Genomic DNA, 14,496 nt, shown 5'->3' on the forward strand with positions numbered 1-14,496 from the left:
CAGCTGTTCTTGCGCTCCACCGGCGCCAGCAACCCCAGCAGATACCCCCGCGCCCGCCTGCGCGGCTCCACCCGCCCGAACCGTCCCGCCACCCGCGCGAACAGCTCATCAAACCCTGCCAGCCAGGTATGCAGGTCTTCCGCAGTCACCGACTCAGACACAGCCAAGATCGTACACTAACGAACTGCCGTTGTAATACTAGCCCTGGCCAACATGTCAGAATTCCGATTTGCAGCGGCAGAACCATAGCTCGGTGACGTCATTGAGGGCTGGGACCGCAGCCGACCGCATCAACCCCCTCTACCGGGCCCCGCGACAAGCCGTCTTGGTGGATGCCGCCGCCTTGGACGGTGCGCAGCCACCCGTAGGAGTCGAGGTGTAGGTTGCCGTGGCTCCGTTGGTGACGGAGGCCAAGAGGCGGTTGCAGTCGTAGGTGAAAGTGGTCTTCTTACCGAAGACCACCTTCTGCCGGACGTTGCTGCCGGCGTCGTGGGAGTAGGTCTCGGTCTCCGCGGCCCCGCCGCCGGTACATCACAGCAGGCTTGCCGCCATCTGCTCGAAGACCAGGGACCACCAACCGTCGCCGTCTTTGGCGAACGCCGCAGGATCGATCGCTCGCAATTGGCCAAGCAGACGTGCGACATCTGAGTCGATCTCGTCGTCCGTCATCGCGGGATAAGCGGCACGTGCTTTCCCGCATTCATGGAGGGATTCAACGAACGCGATCAGGGAGGAGTTGACGAAGAGCGGTGGCTCATCTGCGTTCACTGCGTAAATCCTGCCGTCCTCGGCTATGCCTATCTCGTTTCCGAGGTCCCAGCCGATGCCGTACAACTGCCGTCCCCGCCCAGCAAGCAGAGCGGGGGCTTCGCCTTCCTGGAGCCGGGTCTCGAAGAAGGGCTCCACGGCCCGGGGCAGGCCGACTTCGAGAAGTATGTCCCTGTCTGCATGCGGAATGCTCCATCGGCTTACGATGGCAGCCGACGCCTGCACGACACCTCCCGCGCCGCACCACTGTACGAGATCGTTCCTTGTCAGCATCGGTCCACACTCCCATCGACGGACGTCGGGCAATCGGCCCTCGGATGAGTCTTGACGTTCTTGACCCAGTGGAACCGGAGTTGTCTACGATCAAAAACAGCGGACGGTCCGCGTCACCGATCGTCGTTTGCAAAGACCGAACACGACCTCCGGAAAGTTAAGCTGCATTTTTTTGCATCCTGCAGGGATCGCCCGGCTGCTGTTGCTGCTGGGCTATGCCACCTCAGAAACGACCTGGATTACTTAAGGTCATTCTGTTCGGCCAGTTCGATCTCTCTACGCACTTTCTGCGCAAGATCCTCATACTTTGCGATTCCCTCCGCTCTGCCACTCTGCCCTCTTGTATGTGCTGGAGCGTCGCTATCCAATCCAGTCTGCAGGATCCGCACAGCACGATTTCGCCACTCTCCGTGCGCACCTGAACATTGATCATAGTTACCTCATCAGTCCGGGTGGAGACTCTCGACCTCGCCGTTCCGCACCCATATGGCGATGTTGAAACAGAGCATTCCCGTCCGCGTCATAGCCGATCGGGGCCGCTTGAACTGCATGGACGGAGGTTCGGCAGCCGCACAGCCGAATCACTGGTCTCCGCGCCAGTGACGACCAGGCCTTCCCAGTCACTCGCGCCACCGCGTGCATCCCGATCGCCAGACTTGGCGGACAAGCCGCGACCCGTGCACGGCAGACCCGTCATGCCCAAAAAGGGGCTTCCAGCTGCAGAAACCGTCCTCAGAGAGCAATCGAACTGGAAAACGATCAGCAGGAATTACACAGTTGATTCAAGGTCAGTCTTCGAGTATCTCCTGCGGGGTGTCCTCAACGACCCGCCCGTCCCCAAGGGCGCGACCGTCTCACCATCCGAGAACGCTTGCGCCCTGGTCAACTACGCACTTGCCTGCGTCGCAGCTGTCGTCCGCGCCTTGGTCGGCGAGGGCACGTTCACCGCATTCGCCTTCAGGAAGGGAGATCACCAGCTTGTCCACTCGTATGCGGGAACGGAGCCCCATGGTTCCATCGTCCACTCGCGTAGGAGGAAGAGCGGCCGGGTGAGGAGGACATCCCCTGCCCGTTGCACGCGCAGAATGAGGCCCAGGTCTGGTGACGCCGGGTTTCCATCATGGATGTAGCGAATCTCATGTCCGTGCGCTTGCCCGTACTCCCAGAGCCACTCCTCCATCACCGAGGGCACCTGCGCGACCAGTGCCGTACCGTCCAGATGGACCTGTGGACCGATGAGGGCATCGACCGCCACTCCAGCCAGGGTGATGTCGTCTTCGTAGTAGACGGTTACACCCAGCTCCGGGTACCGCCGAGCAGTGGGTGCGTCGTCGGACCCGACGCCGCCCGTCTGTACGAAAGGATCGAGGGCGTCGATTATCTCCTGGTAACTCATTCCGAACCGCAGCGGCCCCACGCTGACAAGCGGGGTGTAGGTCCACTGCTGCCGGTCTTCGTCCTTCTTGACGTCCCAGACCCCCATGGTACACGCCTCTCATTCTGTGTCACTGAGCCGATCCAATCATCCATTCAAGCTTATGCCAACTCCATCACATCAACAGCGCGGATGCACTAATGCGCCAACTCCACGGAGACCTCGGATTTCCGCTATGGCGGCCTCCGGCGGATAATCGGCGTTGGGAGACTTGGGCGACGCCGGAAGGCCGAGGAGGCGTACCGCATGAGAACGGCGTCTCCTTCGCCATTGACGCGCGGCACGCCCGGGGATGTAAAACAGCCCCGGGCGTGCCCATAGCGAGGGTCGGCCGCCTGCTTGGTCTAGCCGCAGACGCTGTGCCTATGGATTGCGGAGTTACGATCCGAAACTATCCTAGACCGACAAAAGGAACAGCCTCCGTTGCTCCTGGATACCACACTTCCATGGTTTTGCCTCGCGGAAGAATTGCTTCCACCGCCTTCATACAGCCGAACGGTGCTCCGCATACTCCACCTTGATTGTTGATGACCACGACCGCATGCTTTACGCCGGCGTTCTTCAGCCACCACGCGTACCACGTTTCGACGTGAGTGGCGGACGGGTGCGGACCGCGGGGAGGATTTGCGATCAGTGGAGAGCTCTCGAGATATTTGTTGATGGCATCCGCAACGTCTCCTGATCCACTGCTTACGGCTGGGCCGATCTCATTACCATCGGGGCCGAATATACGCCCATTTGTTTTAGACCCCTTGCTCCTGACCGGCAGCTCGCCTATTGCCTTCGTCACGAAGGATGGCGGGCAGTTGTGAACCAGGATCGGTGTGGCGTCGGCCAGCACGTAGTAGGTATGCAAGTTTTGGACGGACATGTTGTGGACCCGCTGCACTGCGGTCCACTTTCGGATCGCTTCGACCTGGACGTACGTTCCTGCGGACGTACGCAGCCACATGCCCGGCTTGAGGTCAGCGGCCTTGACCCACTTCTTCAGCGCAGGCACCCAGAACGGATGATGATCGGTGGCGATTATGCTTCCGCGATCCTCGCCTTCGTCACGATCTGTGTCGATGCTGAGCTGGACAAGGCGCTTGTCGCCCTTGCTGGTCATGACCGCCGTGACGCGTTCTGCTCTGGCTTCCCGCTTTCCGGATCGGTCGCCAGAACCTCATCGCCGACCTTGACGTCTTCGATCGGCTTGCGAGTGCCATCGGCCATGAGTACTTCGGTTCCGGGCACAAAGCTGTGTTTGCAGGCGGTGAGGTTATCAAGGATCGCTGCCCCGGCTTTCCTGGCAACGGTCCCGAGCTTCATGGTGAAGGCGTCGTAAGCTGCCCACGCGCAGGATCCGAGGTCGCCCTGCACGCACCTCTTGATGTCGCCGTATGCGACTTCCTTGACGGCTTCAATTACCTTGTCTGCAGAGCCGTCCCGGTGTGCCTTCGTCCACTTACTAACAGTGTCGGGGTCCTTCTGCCCTATAGCACCAAGCGTCGCTTTGGTTCTGTCGGTCTCGTTGAGATTACTGATATGCGTATTCGAGGAATACTCTGCCACGTCCGCTGGACTAGCAGTCCCGGAGTCGACCTTCTGTTGGAGCGTTGGCGCGCACTCCATCCGCCCCGAACCGTCGCCGCACCCATCGACCCGATGACCGTCCAGTTCGATGCCGCTGATGGGGTTGCCACCGGCGAAGGCGTAGCGGTTGGCGGTCCAGGGGTCGAGGCCGAGGGAGAGGTCGTCGAGGGCGCCGTTGTAGGTGTCGAGGTTGAGGAAGCGGTTGATGCCGGGGTTGTAGTCGCGGAATCCCATGTCGTACATGCCTGTGGAGTTGTCCCAGCGCTTGGCGTTGAAGCGGTAGGGGTTGTACTCCTCCTTGGCGGTCGGGTCGACGGGGTCGGGTTTGTCGATGCCGGTGAAGAGTTTGTCGTCGTTCTTGCCGTAGGCGGTGTAGCCATAGGTGGCCCGGGTGTCGCCCGCCTCCGAGGTGATCTGCTCGACATCGGTGTGCGGGTTGTAGCCGTAGTAGGAGTTCTCCTCGGTGCCGTCGGCGTTGGTTTTCACCTGCGACAGGCGCTCGCCCCACGGGCTGTACTGAAAGGACTTGGTGAGTTTGCCGGCCACCTCTTCGTCCAGGACCTCGCCGGACAGGCCGAGGTAGGAGTAGGTGGTGGTTTTGGCGTTAGCGGTGCCTTCCTTCTCGGTCTTGCTGGTGGTGCGATCCAGCGCTTCGGCGTGGTGAAGGTCTCCGCCGACGACATATGGGCGTGGGAGCCCAAGGAGGCCTTCCATGAAGTGGTCCGCAGGTACGCGTGACATTGCCGAGCGCCTGCGCCGCCACGTTGACGACACACACCTGATCGACGGGCAGCATGCCGCGACGTCGCCCGCCGTACCCCTGATGCTGGCGTGCCAGGAGGAGAGCGATCTGAGGCCGCCGATGGGCGCTCCCGCCTACAGCGCGAAGCTCAGGGTGGCCGAGTTGCCGAGGCCGCTGACCTTGAGGGTTTGGATCGTCCCGCCGGAGCGGTCGCAGCCGTTGGCGGATCTCGCAGGCCGTGCGGCGCGGCGGTGCGCGGACGACAGCACCGTTACGCTGCCCTTCGACCGCGAGGGCTGGCACGGGACGCAGCTCATGAACACTGCGGCGCGGAGCCCGGACATAGGGGACGTGACGACCGAGGCCTACATCCTGGCCCCCCGCGGCCAGTTCCTGGCCGAGGCGTCGTGGTGGTGGCCCATCGAGCAGGGCGAGACCGAGGACCCGTAACTGGGTGGGACAGGGTGTCATGGCGTCGGCGTCCGCGCTGACCGCCGTCGGAGGCCGCCGGGATGGCCCCATGCCTGTGCCGTCTCCGCGGCCGGGCCTGGGCGCGCTGGCCGCGGCCCTGCCGCCGCCCTCGGCGTACGGGCTGGACGTCGCGCCTTGGACCGGCGGCGACGACCGGTCCGATCTGACGTGCACCTACCATATGGTCCACAAGAACCTGCCCGCCGCGGTGCCCATGGCTTTCCAACCTGACGATGCAGATCATCAGAGGGTGCAGGCTGGCTTGATCTTGGAGATGACGCGTCGACACGCTGACCCTAAATGATCATTTCCTGGGCCGGCTCCCCGTCCGGTGACCATGTCCGAATATGGCCGGTCCCCTTGCTGGGAGGATGCCTACACTGCCCGGCATGACCTCTGAACGGAACCGTGAGCTGGTAAAGCGGGCATGGCGATCATTCTCGACTCGGGACAAGGACTTGATCGCGAGCTTCTTCACCCAGGACGCGGAATGGCTGGCCCCGCCCGGGAACGCGACCGCCGTAGCGCTTGGCAGGACGCACCACATGGTGGGCAGGGACGCCATCGTCCACTTCCTCACCATCGACTTCCCGCGGATGTTCGTCGCTGGTGTGGCGGTGGATTTCCGTGGGTTCTACGCCGACGGCGATGTGGTCGTGGTGGAGGAAACCATGCAGGCCACGCTGGCAGGTGGCAACGCCTACCGCAACGACTACTGCTTCATCTTCGAACTGCGGGACGGGCTGATCCATCGGGTGCGCGAGTACATGGACACCGCCAAGGGGCATCGCATGATGTTCGGGTATGCGTGAGGTGAGGGAATCGCCGATGAGTCAGGTTTCTTCATCCGGCTTGCGACAACCTCAGCCCGCACCTGACGACCACGAAGGACAAGCGGGTGGGTGAGTGGGCGCTGGCGACCGTTCGAGGGCCGTGCCGAACTCCTCTGGTGGCGAGCAGGATGACGATCCGCTGAAGGGCGGTTGTCACGGAGCGCAGTGGACTAATGTGCAGTGCGTGAGATTCTTCAATACCACCGGCCCTTGCCGCCCGCAGCGCCACTACATGCTGGACCCCTTGGCGCGGTTGCCGACGGTGCGCCGGATGGTCGACGAGGAGAAGTTCTTCGTCGTGCACGCGCCGAGGCAGTCGGGGAAGACGACCACGATCAAGGCATATGCGGAAACGCTGAGCGCCGAGGGCGAGTACGCCGCGGTCTACGCCTCATGCGAGGCCGCCTCGACCGCCCACCGCGGCGCCGCGCCCGCGGAGGATCGAATTCTCGCGAGGCTCAGCCAGATGGCCGCGTTGGCCGGGCTACCGGAGGAGTGTCTGCCGCCGTCGCCGTGGCCGGATGCCCCGGACGGCAATCGAGTGCTGCACGGGTTGAGCGAGTGGGCGCGGCGCTCACCACGTCCGGTCGTGCTCTTCCTCGATGAGATCGACGCGCTGCAGGGTGACGATCTGGTGAATGTGCTACGGCAGCTGCGTGACGGGCACAACAGCCGTCCGGCGCCGTTCCCGCAGAGCGTGGCGGTCTGCGGGATGCGCGATGTGCGGGACTACAAGGCCGCGTCGGGCGGCAACCCCGAGCGGCTGGTCTCCTCCTCCCCCTTCAACATCAAGGTGTCGATGCGGCTCGCGGACTTCACCTTTGATCAAGTGGCCGAGCTGTACGGCCAGCACACCGAGGCCACCGGCCAGGAGTTCGAGCCGGCGGCGGTGGGGCGCGCGTTCGAGGCGAGCCAGGGACAGCCGTGGCTGGTCAACGCCCTCGCCTACGACATCATCAGTGATCGGGGGATCACCGGCCTGATCACCGATGAGCTAATGGACGAGGCGGTCGAGCGGCTGATCCGGCAGCGGGCCACCCACCTGGACTCCTTGGCGGCCCGGCTGCACGAGCCGCGGGTCAAGCGCATCATCGAGCCGATGCTCGCGGGCCTGACCGTGGCGACCGAGAATGTGGCCGTCTACCACGACGACGTCTCCTACGTGCGCGACCTCGGCCTGATCACTCGAAGCAGGCCGCTGCAGATCGCCAACCCGATCTACCAGGAGGTCATCACCCGGGTGCTCGCGGCACAGGTCGAGGACCAACTCGTCGTGGAGCCGCGCGGCTTCGTCACGCCGGACGGGCGGCTGGACATGGCCAGGCTGGTGGAGGAGTTCGCGGCGTTCTGGCGCAAGGATGGGGAGATCCTCACAGGCGGCCAGGCTTATACCGAGGCCGCCGCCCAGCTGGTCTTCATGGGATTCCTGCACCGGGTCGTCAACGGCGGCGGGATCATCGACCGTGAGTACGCCCTGGGGCGGGGGCGGATCGACCTGTGCGTCCGCTGGCCGTACCGCGACGGCGACGGCAAACGCGTGTGGCAGTGGGAAGCCGCCGAGCTCAAGGTCGACCGGCCGGGCCGCCCCGACCCCGTCTCCGAGGGCCTGGCCCAGTTGGACCGGTATCTCGACCATCTCGACCTGGACACCGGAGTCCTGATTGTCTTCGACACCCGGCCGGATGCCCCGCCCGTGGCCGAACGTACGGATGTCAGGTCCGCCAGCACTCCCTCCGGCCGGCAAGTCACCTTGATGCACGCCTGACTGCGGGTGCGGGGACTTCGCCGGAGCCTCGTACGATCAAGCGGGTCGGTACCAGCGACCGGCGGGCCTTGGACTTGTCGCCGTCCAGCCTGTCCAGCACCAGCTCCGCCGCCACCACCCCCATCCCCGCCGGGTCCTGGGCCACCACGGTCAGCGGCGGGTCCAGACATTCGGCCAGGGGCAGGTCGTCGAAGCCGACCAGGGCCACGTCTCTCCGCACCGATCGGGACAGGGCCACCACCGCGCCCATCGAAGCCAGGTTGTTGCCCGCGAACAGGGCGGTCGGCGGGTTGGGAAGGGACAGCAGGCGCAGGGCGGCGGCCTGGGCGGCCTCCTGATCGTGGCCGGTTTCCACTAACGCGCGGTCGAAGGGCAGGCCGGCGTGGTCGAGGGCGTCGCGGTAGCCATGGAATCGTTCGCGGCGGGTGTAGAGGGTGGCGGGGAGGTCGCCGATGAAGCCGATTCTGCGGTGGCCGTGGGTGATGAGGTGCGCGACCCCGGCCCTGGCGCCCTCGCGGTTGGCGCTGACCACGCAGTCCGCCGTCAGGCCCACGGCGGGGCGGTCGAGGAAGACGATGGGCAGGCCGGCGACGCGTTCGGTGCGCAGGTGGCGATGGTCGCTGGTGGCCGAGGGCACGACCATGAGGGCGCTCACCCGCCGGGCCAGGAACGTCGCGATCAGCGACTGCTCCAGGTCGGGCGTCTCGCTGGAGGAGCCGACGATGAGGGTGAGGCCGCGGGCGCGTACGACGCTCTCGACGCCGCCCGCGACCATGCCGAAGAACGGGTTGCCCATTTCGGGGATGACCAGGCCGATCGCGGCGTCCCGCGCGCCGACCCGCATGTTGCGGGCCATCAGGTTGGGCTGGTAGCCCAGTTTCCTGACGGCTTCCATGACGCGTTCGCGGGTCTCGACGGCGACCGGGCCGTCGTCGTTGAGCACCCGCGAGACGGTCTTCGCCGTGACCCCGACCTCGCGGGCCACATCTGTCATCGTCGGACGCCGCATTTGGGCCATGCTAGTGGTTGCCGATCATCCGTCAGGACAGGCCGATCGCCTCCGCCGCGTCCTTGTCCGCCACCACGGCCTTGCCCTCCGACACCTGGAGCGCCCCGGTCATGATGGCCACCACCTCGGCCATGCTGTGGTCGCCCGGCTTGATCTGGGCGACCCTGCGGCCGAGGCGCTGGACGTGGATGCGGTCGGCGATCTCGAACACGTGCGGCATGTTGTGGCTGATCAGCACGACCGGCGTGCCGCCGTCGCGGACGCGCTTGATCATGTCGAGGACCTGGCCCGACTCCTTGACGCCGAGGGCCGCGGTGGGCTCGTCCATGACGACGACGTGGGTGGCCCAAGCCACCGCCCTGGCCACGGCCACGCCCTGCCGCTGCCCGCCGGACAGTGACTCGACCGGCTGGGTGAGAGAGCGCAACCCGATCTTGAGCGAGGCCATGTGCTTGGCGGACTCCTCGCGCATGCGCTTCTTGTCGAGCATGCGGAAGACGCTGCCGAGGATGCCCGGTTTGCGGAGTTCCCTGCCCAGGAACATGTTCGTCGCGATGTCGAGGGAGGCCGCGACCGCGAGGTCCTGGTAGACGGTCTCGATGCCGTGCCGGCGCGCGTCGATCGGGGATCGGAAGCGCACCGGCTCGCCGTCGAGCATCATCTCGCCGGAGTCGGGCTGGACCGCGCCGGTCAGGGCCTTGATCAGGCTGGTCTTGCCGGCGCCGTTGTCGCCGATGACCGCGAGCACCTCGCCGGGCATCAGGTCGAAGTCGGCGCCGTCGAGCGCGGTCACGTGGCCGTACCTTTTGACCAGGCCGCGGGCCTGGAGCACCGGGGTGGTCATCGGTTCCTCCTGCGGGAGAGCTGGTCGACGGCGACGGCGAGGATCACCAGCACGCCGGTGATGAGCGTCTGGTAAATCGACGGTACGCCCATCAGCTGCAGGCCGTTGCGGAACACCCCGACGATGAGCGCGCCCACCAGCGTGCCGATCACCAGGCCGCGCCCGCCGAACAGGCTCGTCCCGCCGAGCACGACCGCGGTGATGCTGTCGAGGTTGTCGGTCTGGCCGGCCTGCGGGTCGCCGACGCCGGTACGGGAGACGAGCAGCAGGGCCGCGATGCCGTACACGAATCCGGCGAGGGTGTAGATGCCCACCGTCAGCCGCCGCGTCCTGATTCCGGTCAGCCGGGCCACTTCAGGACTGTTGCCGAGTGCGTACACGTGCCGGCCCCACGCCGTGGACCCCAGCAGGTACGCGAACACTAGGAATAGCAGGATCGTCAGCAGCGACCCGTACGTGACGTTCGTCTGCCCGACCTGGAACGTCTGCCCCAGGAACGTCAGCAGCGGCGGCAAGTCCGTGATCGTCTGCTCGTTGGAGTAGATGTGGGTGAGCGCGAAGACCACATTCAGCATGCCGAGCGTCACGATGAACGGCGGCAGCGAGATCTTCATCACCAGCAACCCGTTGACCAGCCCGAACCCGGCGCACACGGCGAGCCCGGCGGCCACCGCGAGCAGCGGCGGCAGGCCGCTGTCGACGGCCAGCTTGGTCATCACGATCCCGCCGAACGCCATGATCGCGCCGCAGGCCAGGTCGATGCCCGCGGTGAGGATGATCAGGGTCTGCCCGATGGCGAGCGTGCCGACCACCATGACCTGCTGGATGATCAGCGAGAAGTTGGGGCCGGAGAGGAACTGCGGACTGTTCGCCGCGAAGAACAGACAGGCCAGCACCAGCGCGATCGCGGGGCCCGCGACCGGTGTCGTGATCACGCGACGCGGCAGCGTCGCTTCCATGACCGCCATGTCAGCCCCAGCAGTTGGCCAGGCCGAAGGCCGTGTCCTTGGCCTCGACGCCGGTGACGGACTTGTCGGTGATCAGGGTGACGCCGGTGTCGGTGTAGCCGGAGACCTTCTTGCCGGTCTTGCCGAACTCGGCCACCGCCTTGACGCCGTCCTCGGCCATCTTGAGCGGGTACTGCTGGCTCGTGGCGGCGATCTGGCCCGACTGCACGGCCTTGACACCGGTGCAGCCGCCGTCCACGGACACGATCAGCACCTCCTTCTCGCGGCCCTTGGCCTTCAACGCCGTGTACGCGCCCAGCGCGGCGGGCTCGTTGATGGTGTAGACGACGTTGATGTCAGGAGCCTTCTGCAGGCAGTTCTCCATCGCGGTCTGGCCCTTGGCCTGGTCACCGCGAGTGTCCTGGGAGCAGACGATCGACGGGTCGCCCGCCGGGACGCCGAACCCCTTGAGGAAGCCGTCGTGCCTGAGCTGGCCGACCGTGATGCCAGGCGCGAGGTCCAGCGTGGCGATCTTGGCGGGCTTGCCGGCCATGGCCGCCTTGGCGTACTGGCCGATCAGCTCGCCGGCCTTGAAGTTGTCGGTGGCGAACAGCGCGTCGGTGGCATCCTGCGGCTCGGTGGGCGTATCGAGCGCGATCACGAGTACGCCCGCGTCCCGCGCCTTCTTGATCGCCGGGACGATGGCCTTGGTGTCGTTCGCCGTGATGAGGATGCCCTTCACACCGGCGGCGACCATGTTCTCGATGGCCGTGATCTGAGCGGCGTTGTCGCCGTCGAACTGGCCTGCGGCGGTCATCAGCTCCATGCCGTTGGCCTGGGCCGACTTCTGCGCGCCTTCCTTCATCTTGACGAAGAACGGGTTCGTCTCGGTTTTGGTGATCAGGCCGACCTTGGGAGTCGTGGCGGCGGTCTGGGTGCCGCCTCCACCTCCGCAGCCGGTGACGAGTAGCGCGGTGATGATCAGTCCGGCCGTAAGTCTTGCGTTCATGAGCGGTTCCTATCTGGGGGGATTCAATGTCAACGATGACATATGTCAACGTTGACATCCGCCGTGCTGCGATGATGGACTCCGATCCGAGAAACGTCAATGCCCCCATGCCGTAACAAATCGGCAACGTGCTGGAAAGGCAGGCCCATGCAGGCAGGCCCGATGATGGCTGTCCTTGGCGAATGCGTCGCCGACGGTTTCACCGAACGGCCTCCCACCGGCTCGGATCCGGGCGGGCTGGCGTTGCGGGTGCTTCCCGGCGGCGGGCCCGCCAACACGGCCGTGGCCCTGGCCCGGCTCGGCACGCCCACCCGGTTCCTCGGCCGGATCTCGGGCGACGTGTTCGGCGGGCTGTTCCGGGAGCACCTCGTCTCCTCGGGCGTCGACCTGTCGGCATCCGTTGACGCCAAGGAGCCCAGCACGCTCGCCGTCGCCGCGCTGGACGCCGGGGGGCAGGCCGAATACACCTTCTACGCGGAGGGCACCGCCGACTGGCAGTGGACGCCGTACGAGCTGGACTCCTCCCTGCTCGGCGCGGCGGCGTGCCTGCACACCGGCTCCCTCGCCCTGGCCAAGCAGCCCGGGCGGGCGGCGATCGAGGAGTTCGCGCGGGCCGCCGCCGGGCACGCCACGATCTCCCTCGACCCGAACGTCCGCCCCACCCTCGCCTCCCGGGACGACTACCAGGTGGCCCGGTGGTGCGAGTGGGCCGACATACTCAAGCTCAGCGACGACGACCTGGGATTCCTGGTGCCGGGCGTGCCTCTGGCACGTGCCTGCGACGACTGGCACGCAGCCGGGGCCCGGCTCATCGTGATCACCAAGGGCGCGGCCGGCGCAGTGGTGTCGCTGGACGGCGAGCGCGCGGCCGTGCCGGCTCCCAAGGTCGAGGTCGTGGACACGGTCGGCGCGGGAGACTCCTTCACGGCAGGCCTGCTCCACAGCCTCGGCTCCAAGGGGCTGCTCGGCGGCCGTCTCAACGGTCTCACCCTGGGTGCGGCGGTCGAGGCGGCGGAGTTCGCGGTACGGGTGTCAGCGCTGACGTGCTCGGTTCCGGGCGCCGACCCGCCGTGGGCTGACCGGCTCTCCGCCCTCTGAGAAGGTGTTCGGGCACGTCATCCAGGAACGTGCGGCGCTCAACGTCTCCGGACTGCCGCCCGAACCGCGCCCTGCTCGGGAATGTCACCCGCGGCCTGCCGGCGAACCCGTTGGCACCGGGGCGGGTGCGGCGGCGTCCGAAGCGGCTTCCCGACGCGTGAGCTTGCACATGATCCACACCGGGAATGTCTTCCAGTCACTGCCGGGTGTTGGGGCATCGAGCCGGCCCCGACACCCCGTTTCACGACCGCGGCTCCCGGCGCGTGGCCAGGTCAATGATCAGCGGATTCCCACCACGACAGATTGGCGGCCGCCTGGGCCACCGGTTCGATGATCTCCCACGCCTCGGCGATCAGCCCATCGTCGAGCCGCCAGATATCGACGACCGCGATCCCCGGCTCGGCACCGGGAAGCCAGCGCCGCGAGTACATCACCACGTGATCGCCGTCGGCCAGCACATGCTGGATCTCGACGTGCAAGCCGGCGAGCGGGATGAGCGCGGCGCGTACGGCGGCGAGTCATTCCGCCTTCGTCGAGGTGGTCGAATCCGGGCGGTGATGAAGAAAGTCGTCGCTCGGCCATGCACACGGTCGGGGAATTATTGCGGCAATGGCGGCATCGCCGGCGACTCAGCCAGCTCGATCTTGCGATCGCCGCCGACGTCTCAGCTCGTCACGTCAGCCTGGTGGAGACCGGCAAGTCCAACCCGAGCGCCGACATGATCCTCCGGCTCGCCGATCAGCTCGATGTGCCGTTGCGTGAGCGCAACCGGCCGCTGCTCGCCGCCGGCTTCGCACCCGCTACGTCGAGCGGCCGCTCGACGGGGACGCAAACCATGAGTCGTCGCAGCTCGGAGCCGGGTTCACGAGTTCCTCGGTGGCTAAGGAGATCGAGCCCATGGATGCCTGGTGCGGGTCGCACCCGAGCGGCGCGGGGCCCTATGGCCGGCAGCTGTGTCAGGCCTCTGGGGCCGCCACGGCCAGGAGCCGGGCGAGCTCGGCCGGCTGGGTGATCATTGGCCAGTGGCCCGAGTCGATGTCCACGAGGTCAAGGTGCTTGGCCTTGGCCAGCTCGGGCACGTCCCCGGCGGCTATCCACTCCTGAGCTTGGGCGGAGGTGAACTCGGGGCACACGACGAGGACGGGGACGTCGTACCGCCGCTCGTCCGTCAGGCGCACGACGCCCTTTGTCACCCCCGCGGGGACAGGGATCGCCGCGGACGCGAAATCCCGCCTGGCCTCCTCGCTGAGGTCGGCGGAGTCCGGCCCTTCGAAAGGACCCCAGCCGGGGAAGGGCATGACGCCGTCCTTCAGCTCGAAGAAGTCGGCGTAGGGCTGCCCGTCGGCGGCCGGGAAGCCGCCGACGAGCGCGACCTTGGCGATCCCCCCGGGGCGCGCGTCGGCGGCCAGCCAGGCCAGGGTGCAGGCGGCGGAATGCCCCACCACCATGGGCTTTCCTGACGCCGAGTCCACGGCGGCGAGCACGGCTGCTACCTGGTCGTCGAGAGTGGCCGAGGCGGATCCCGCACCCTGCCCGGGCAGGGTGATCGGCACGGGACGGTGGCCGGCCGCCTCGAGCTCGGGCACGACGTGGTCCCACGCGGACCCGTCGAGCCACAGCCCGGCGATAAGCAGGATATCCATGATCAGTTCTCTTTCTTCGGTACGTTCCGGCAAGGTCTTGCCTGCGGAACTCGGTCAGGACGTCAGGCTAGGACCAATTCCGGA

Annotated in this window: 14 protein-coding genes and 2 pseudogenes; 5 read left to right on the forward strand and 11 right to left on the reverse strand. The window is 66.3% G+C overall.

All coding sequences use genetic code 11. From position 1 onward, the window contains the following. The 5 genes and pseudogenes from ACTWPT_RS18015 to ACTWPT_RS18035 all read right to left on the reverse strand — a co-directional run. Window positions 1-149, reverse strand: a pseudogene (locus ACTWPT_RS18015) (IS701 family transposase); the annotation flags it as partial. Between the two features lie 382 nt (window positions 150-531). Continuing rightward, the gene (locus tag ACTWPT_RS18020) at window positions 532-1,041 is read right to left on the reverse strand and encodes an SUKH-4 family immunity protein (protein WP_443178548.1); all 510 of its coding nucleotides are present in this window, start codon (window positions 1,039-1,041) and stop codon (window positions 532-534) included. A gap of 970 nt (window positions 1,042-2,011) precedes the next feature. Next, a complete protein-coding gene (locus ACTWPT_RS18025) occupies window positions 2,012-2,524 on the reverse strand; it encodes a hypothetical protein (protein ID WP_443178549.1) in 513 nt (170 codons plus the stop codon). A gap of 343 nt (window positions 2,525-2,867) precedes the next feature. Continuing rightward, entirely contained in the window at window positions 2,868-3,584 is a 717-nt protein-coding gene (locus ACTWPT_RS18030) for a DddA-like double-stranded DNA deaminase toxin (RefSeq protein WP_443178550.1), read from the reverse strand. Then, on the reverse strand, window positions 3,581-4,765 hold the full coding sequence (locus tag ACTWPT_RS18035) for an RHS repeat-associated core domain-containing protein (RefSeq protein ID WP_443178551.1): 1,185 nt from the start codon (window positions 4,763-4,765) through the stop codon (window positions 3,581-3,583). The genes ACTWPT_RS18030 and ACTWPT_RS18035 overlap by 4 nt, the downstream gene beginning before the upstream one ends. On the opposite strand from ACTWPT_RS18035, the gene ACTWPT_RS18040 reads away from it, so the two are divergent. The 3 genes from ACTWPT_RS18040 (at window position 4,764) to ACTWPT_RS18050 (ending at window position 7,862) form a co-directional block, all read left to right on the forward strand. Continuing rightward, window positions 4,764-5,243 (forward strand): hypothetical protein, encoded by a 480-nt coding sequence (locus ACTWPT_RS18040; RefSeq protein ID WP_443178552.1) that lies wholly within the window; start codon window positions 4,764-4,766, stop codon window positions 5,241-5,243. The genes ACTWPT_RS18035 and ACTWPT_RS18040 overlap by 2 nt on opposite strands. Window positions 5,244-5,653: 410 nt before the next feature. Further along, on the forward strand, window positions 5,654-6,076 hold the full coding sequence (locus tag ACTWPT_RS18045) for a nuclear transport factor 2 family protein (RefSeq protein ID WP_443178553.1): 423 nt from the start codon (window positions 5,654-5,656) through the stop codon (window positions 6,074-6,076). A gap of 205 nt (window positions 6,077-6,281) precedes the next feature. Then, a complete protein-coding gene (locus ACTWPT_RS18050) occupies window positions 6,282-7,862 on the forward strand; it encodes an AAA family ATPase (protein WP_443178554.1) in 1,581 nt (526 codons plus the stop codon). On the opposite strand, the gene ACTWPT_RS18055 is transcribed toward ACTWPT_RS18050, so the two are convergent. The 4 genes from ACTWPT_RS18055 to ACTWPT_RS18070 are packed head-to-tail and all read right to left on the reverse strand — an operon-like array spanning window position 7,843 to window position 11,671. Then, complete coding sequence (locus tag ACTWPT_RS18055) at window positions 7,843-8,871, reverse strand: LacI family DNA-binding transcriptional regulator (protein ID WP_443178555.1); 1,029 nt, start codon at window positions 8,869-8,871, stop codon at window positions 7,843-7,845. The two genes, ACTWPT_RS18050 and ACTWPT_RS18055, sit on opposite strands and share 20 nt — an antisense overlap. A 31-nt stretch (window positions 8,872-8,902) precedes the next feature. After that, window positions 8,903-9,715 carry an ATP-binding cassette domain-containing protein gene (locus ACTWPT_RS18060; RefSeq protein ID WP_443178556.1) on the reverse strand — a complete coding sequence of 271 codons (813 nt, stop codon included), beginning with the start codon at window positions 9,713-9,715 and terminating at the stop codon, window positions 8,903-8,905. Continuing rightward, window positions 9,712-10,674, reverse strand: a complete 963-nt coding sequence (locus ACTWPT_RS18065) for an ABC transporter permease (RefSeq protein ID WP_443178557.1) — start codon at window positions 10,672-10,674, stop codon at window positions 9,712-9,714. The genes ACTWPT_RS18060 and ACTWPT_RS18065 overlap by 4 nt, the downstream gene beginning before the upstream one ends. A gap of 10 nt (window positions 10,675-10,684) precedes the next feature. Next, window positions 10,685-11,671 carry a sugar ABC transporter substrate-binding protein gene (locus ACTWPT_RS18070; protein ID WP_443178558.1) on the reverse strand — a complete coding sequence of 329 codons (987 nt, stop codon included), beginning with the start codon at window positions 11,669-11,671 and terminating at the stop codon, window positions 10,685-10,687. A 162-nt stretch (window positions 11,672-11,833) separates the two neighbouring features. Here ACTWPT_RS18070 and ACTWPT_RS18075 point away from each other — a divergent pair, with 162 nt between their 5' ends. After that, a complete protein-coding gene (locus ACTWPT_RS18075) occupies window positions 11,834-12,769 on the forward strand; it encodes a carbohydrate kinase family protein (RefSeq protein ID WP_443178559.1) in 936 nt (311 codons plus the stop codon). A gap of 272 nt (window positions 12,770-13,041) precedes the next feature. Here the strand turns inward: ACTWPT_RS18075 and ACTWPT_RS18080 are convergent. Next, window positions 13,042-13,266, reverse strand: a pseudogene (locus ACTWPT_RS18080) (nuclear transport factor 2 family protein); the annotation flags it as partial. An 83-nt stretch (window positions 13,267-13,349) separates the two neighbouring features. On the opposite strand from ACTWPT_RS18080, the gene ACTWPT_RS18085 reads away from it, so the two are divergent. Then, entirely contained in the window at window positions 13,350-13,781 is a 432-nt protein-coding gene (locus tag ACTWPT_RS18085; RefSeq protein ID WP_443178560.1) for a helix-turn-helix domain-containing protein, read from the forward strand. On the opposite strand, the gene ACTWPT_RS18090 is transcribed toward ACTWPT_RS18085, so the two are convergent. Beyond that, complete coding sequence (locus ACTWPT_RS18090) at window positions 13,726-14,412, reverse strand: alpha/beta fold hydrolase (RefSeq protein ID WP_443178561.1); 687 nt, start codon at window positions 14,410-14,412, stop codon at window positions 13,726-13,728. The two genes, ACTWPT_RS18085 and ACTWPT_RS18090, sit on opposite strands and share 56 nt — an antisense overlap. Window positions 14,413-14,496: the final 84 nt, after the last annotated feature.

The organism is Nonomuraea sp. 3N208, from assembly GCF_052245935.1.
GTDB lineage: Bacteria > Actinomycetota > Actinomycetes > Streptosporangiales > Streptosporangiaceae > Nonomuraea.

Excerpts from the sequence above, each read along its gene's own strand:
- ACTWPT_RS18020 (WP_443178548.1), bottom strand. The coding sequence starts at position 1,041 with ATGCTGACAAGGAACGATCTCGTACAGTGGTGCGGCGCGGGAGGTGTC.
- ACTWPT_RS18025 (WP_443178549.1), bottom strand. The coding sequence starts at position 2,524 with ATGGGGGTCTGGGACGTCAAGAAGGACGAAGACCGGCAGCAGTGGACC.
- ACTWPT_RS18030 (WP_443178550.1), bottom strand. The coding sequence starts at position 3,584 with ATGACCAGCAAGGGCGACAAGCGCCTTGTCCAGCTCAGCATCGACACA.
- ACTWPT_RS18040 (WP_443178552.1), top strand. The coding sequence starts at position 4,764 with ATGAAGTGGTCCGCAGGTACGCGTGACATTGCCGAGCGCCTGCGCCGC.
- ACTWPT_RS18035 (WP_443178551.1), bottom strand. The coding sequence starts at position 4,765 with ATGGAAGGCCTCCTTGGGCTCCCACGCCCATATGTCGTCGGCGGAGAC.
- ACTWPT_RS18045 (WP_443178553.1), top strand. The coding sequence starts at position 5,654 with ATGACCTCTGAACGGAACCGTGAGCTGGTAAAGCGGGCATGGCGATCA.
- ACTWPT_RS18055 (WP_443178555.1), bottom strand. The coding sequence starts at position 8,871 with ATGCGGCGTCCGACGATGACAGATGTGGCCCGCGAGGTCGGGGTCACG.
- ACTWPT_RS18060 (WP_443178556.1), bottom strand. The coding sequence starts at position 9,715 with ATGACCACCCCGGTGCTCCAGGCCCGCGGCCTGGTCAAAAGGTACGGC.
- ACTWPT_RS18065 (WP_443178557.1), bottom strand. The coding sequence starts at position 10,674 with ATGGAAGCGACGCTGCCGCGTCGCGTGATCACGACACCGGTCGCGGGC.
- ACTWPT_RS18070 (WP_443178558.1), bottom strand. The coding sequence starts at position 11,671 with ATGAACGCAAGACTTACGGCCGGACTGATCATCACCGCGCTACTCGTC.
- ACTWPT_RS18075 (WP_443178559.1), top strand. The coding sequence starts at position 11,834 with ATGATGGCTGTCCTTGGCGAATGCGTCGCCGACGGTTTCACCGAACGG.
- ACTWPT_RS18085 (WP_443178560.1), top strand. The coding sequence starts at position 13,350 with ATGCACACGGTCGGGGAATTATTGCGGCAATGGCGGCATCGCCGGCGA.
- ACTWPT_RS18090 (WP_443178561.1), bottom strand. The coding sequence starts at position 14,412 with ATGGATATCCTGCTTATCGCCGGGCTGTGGCTCGACGGGTCCGCGTGG.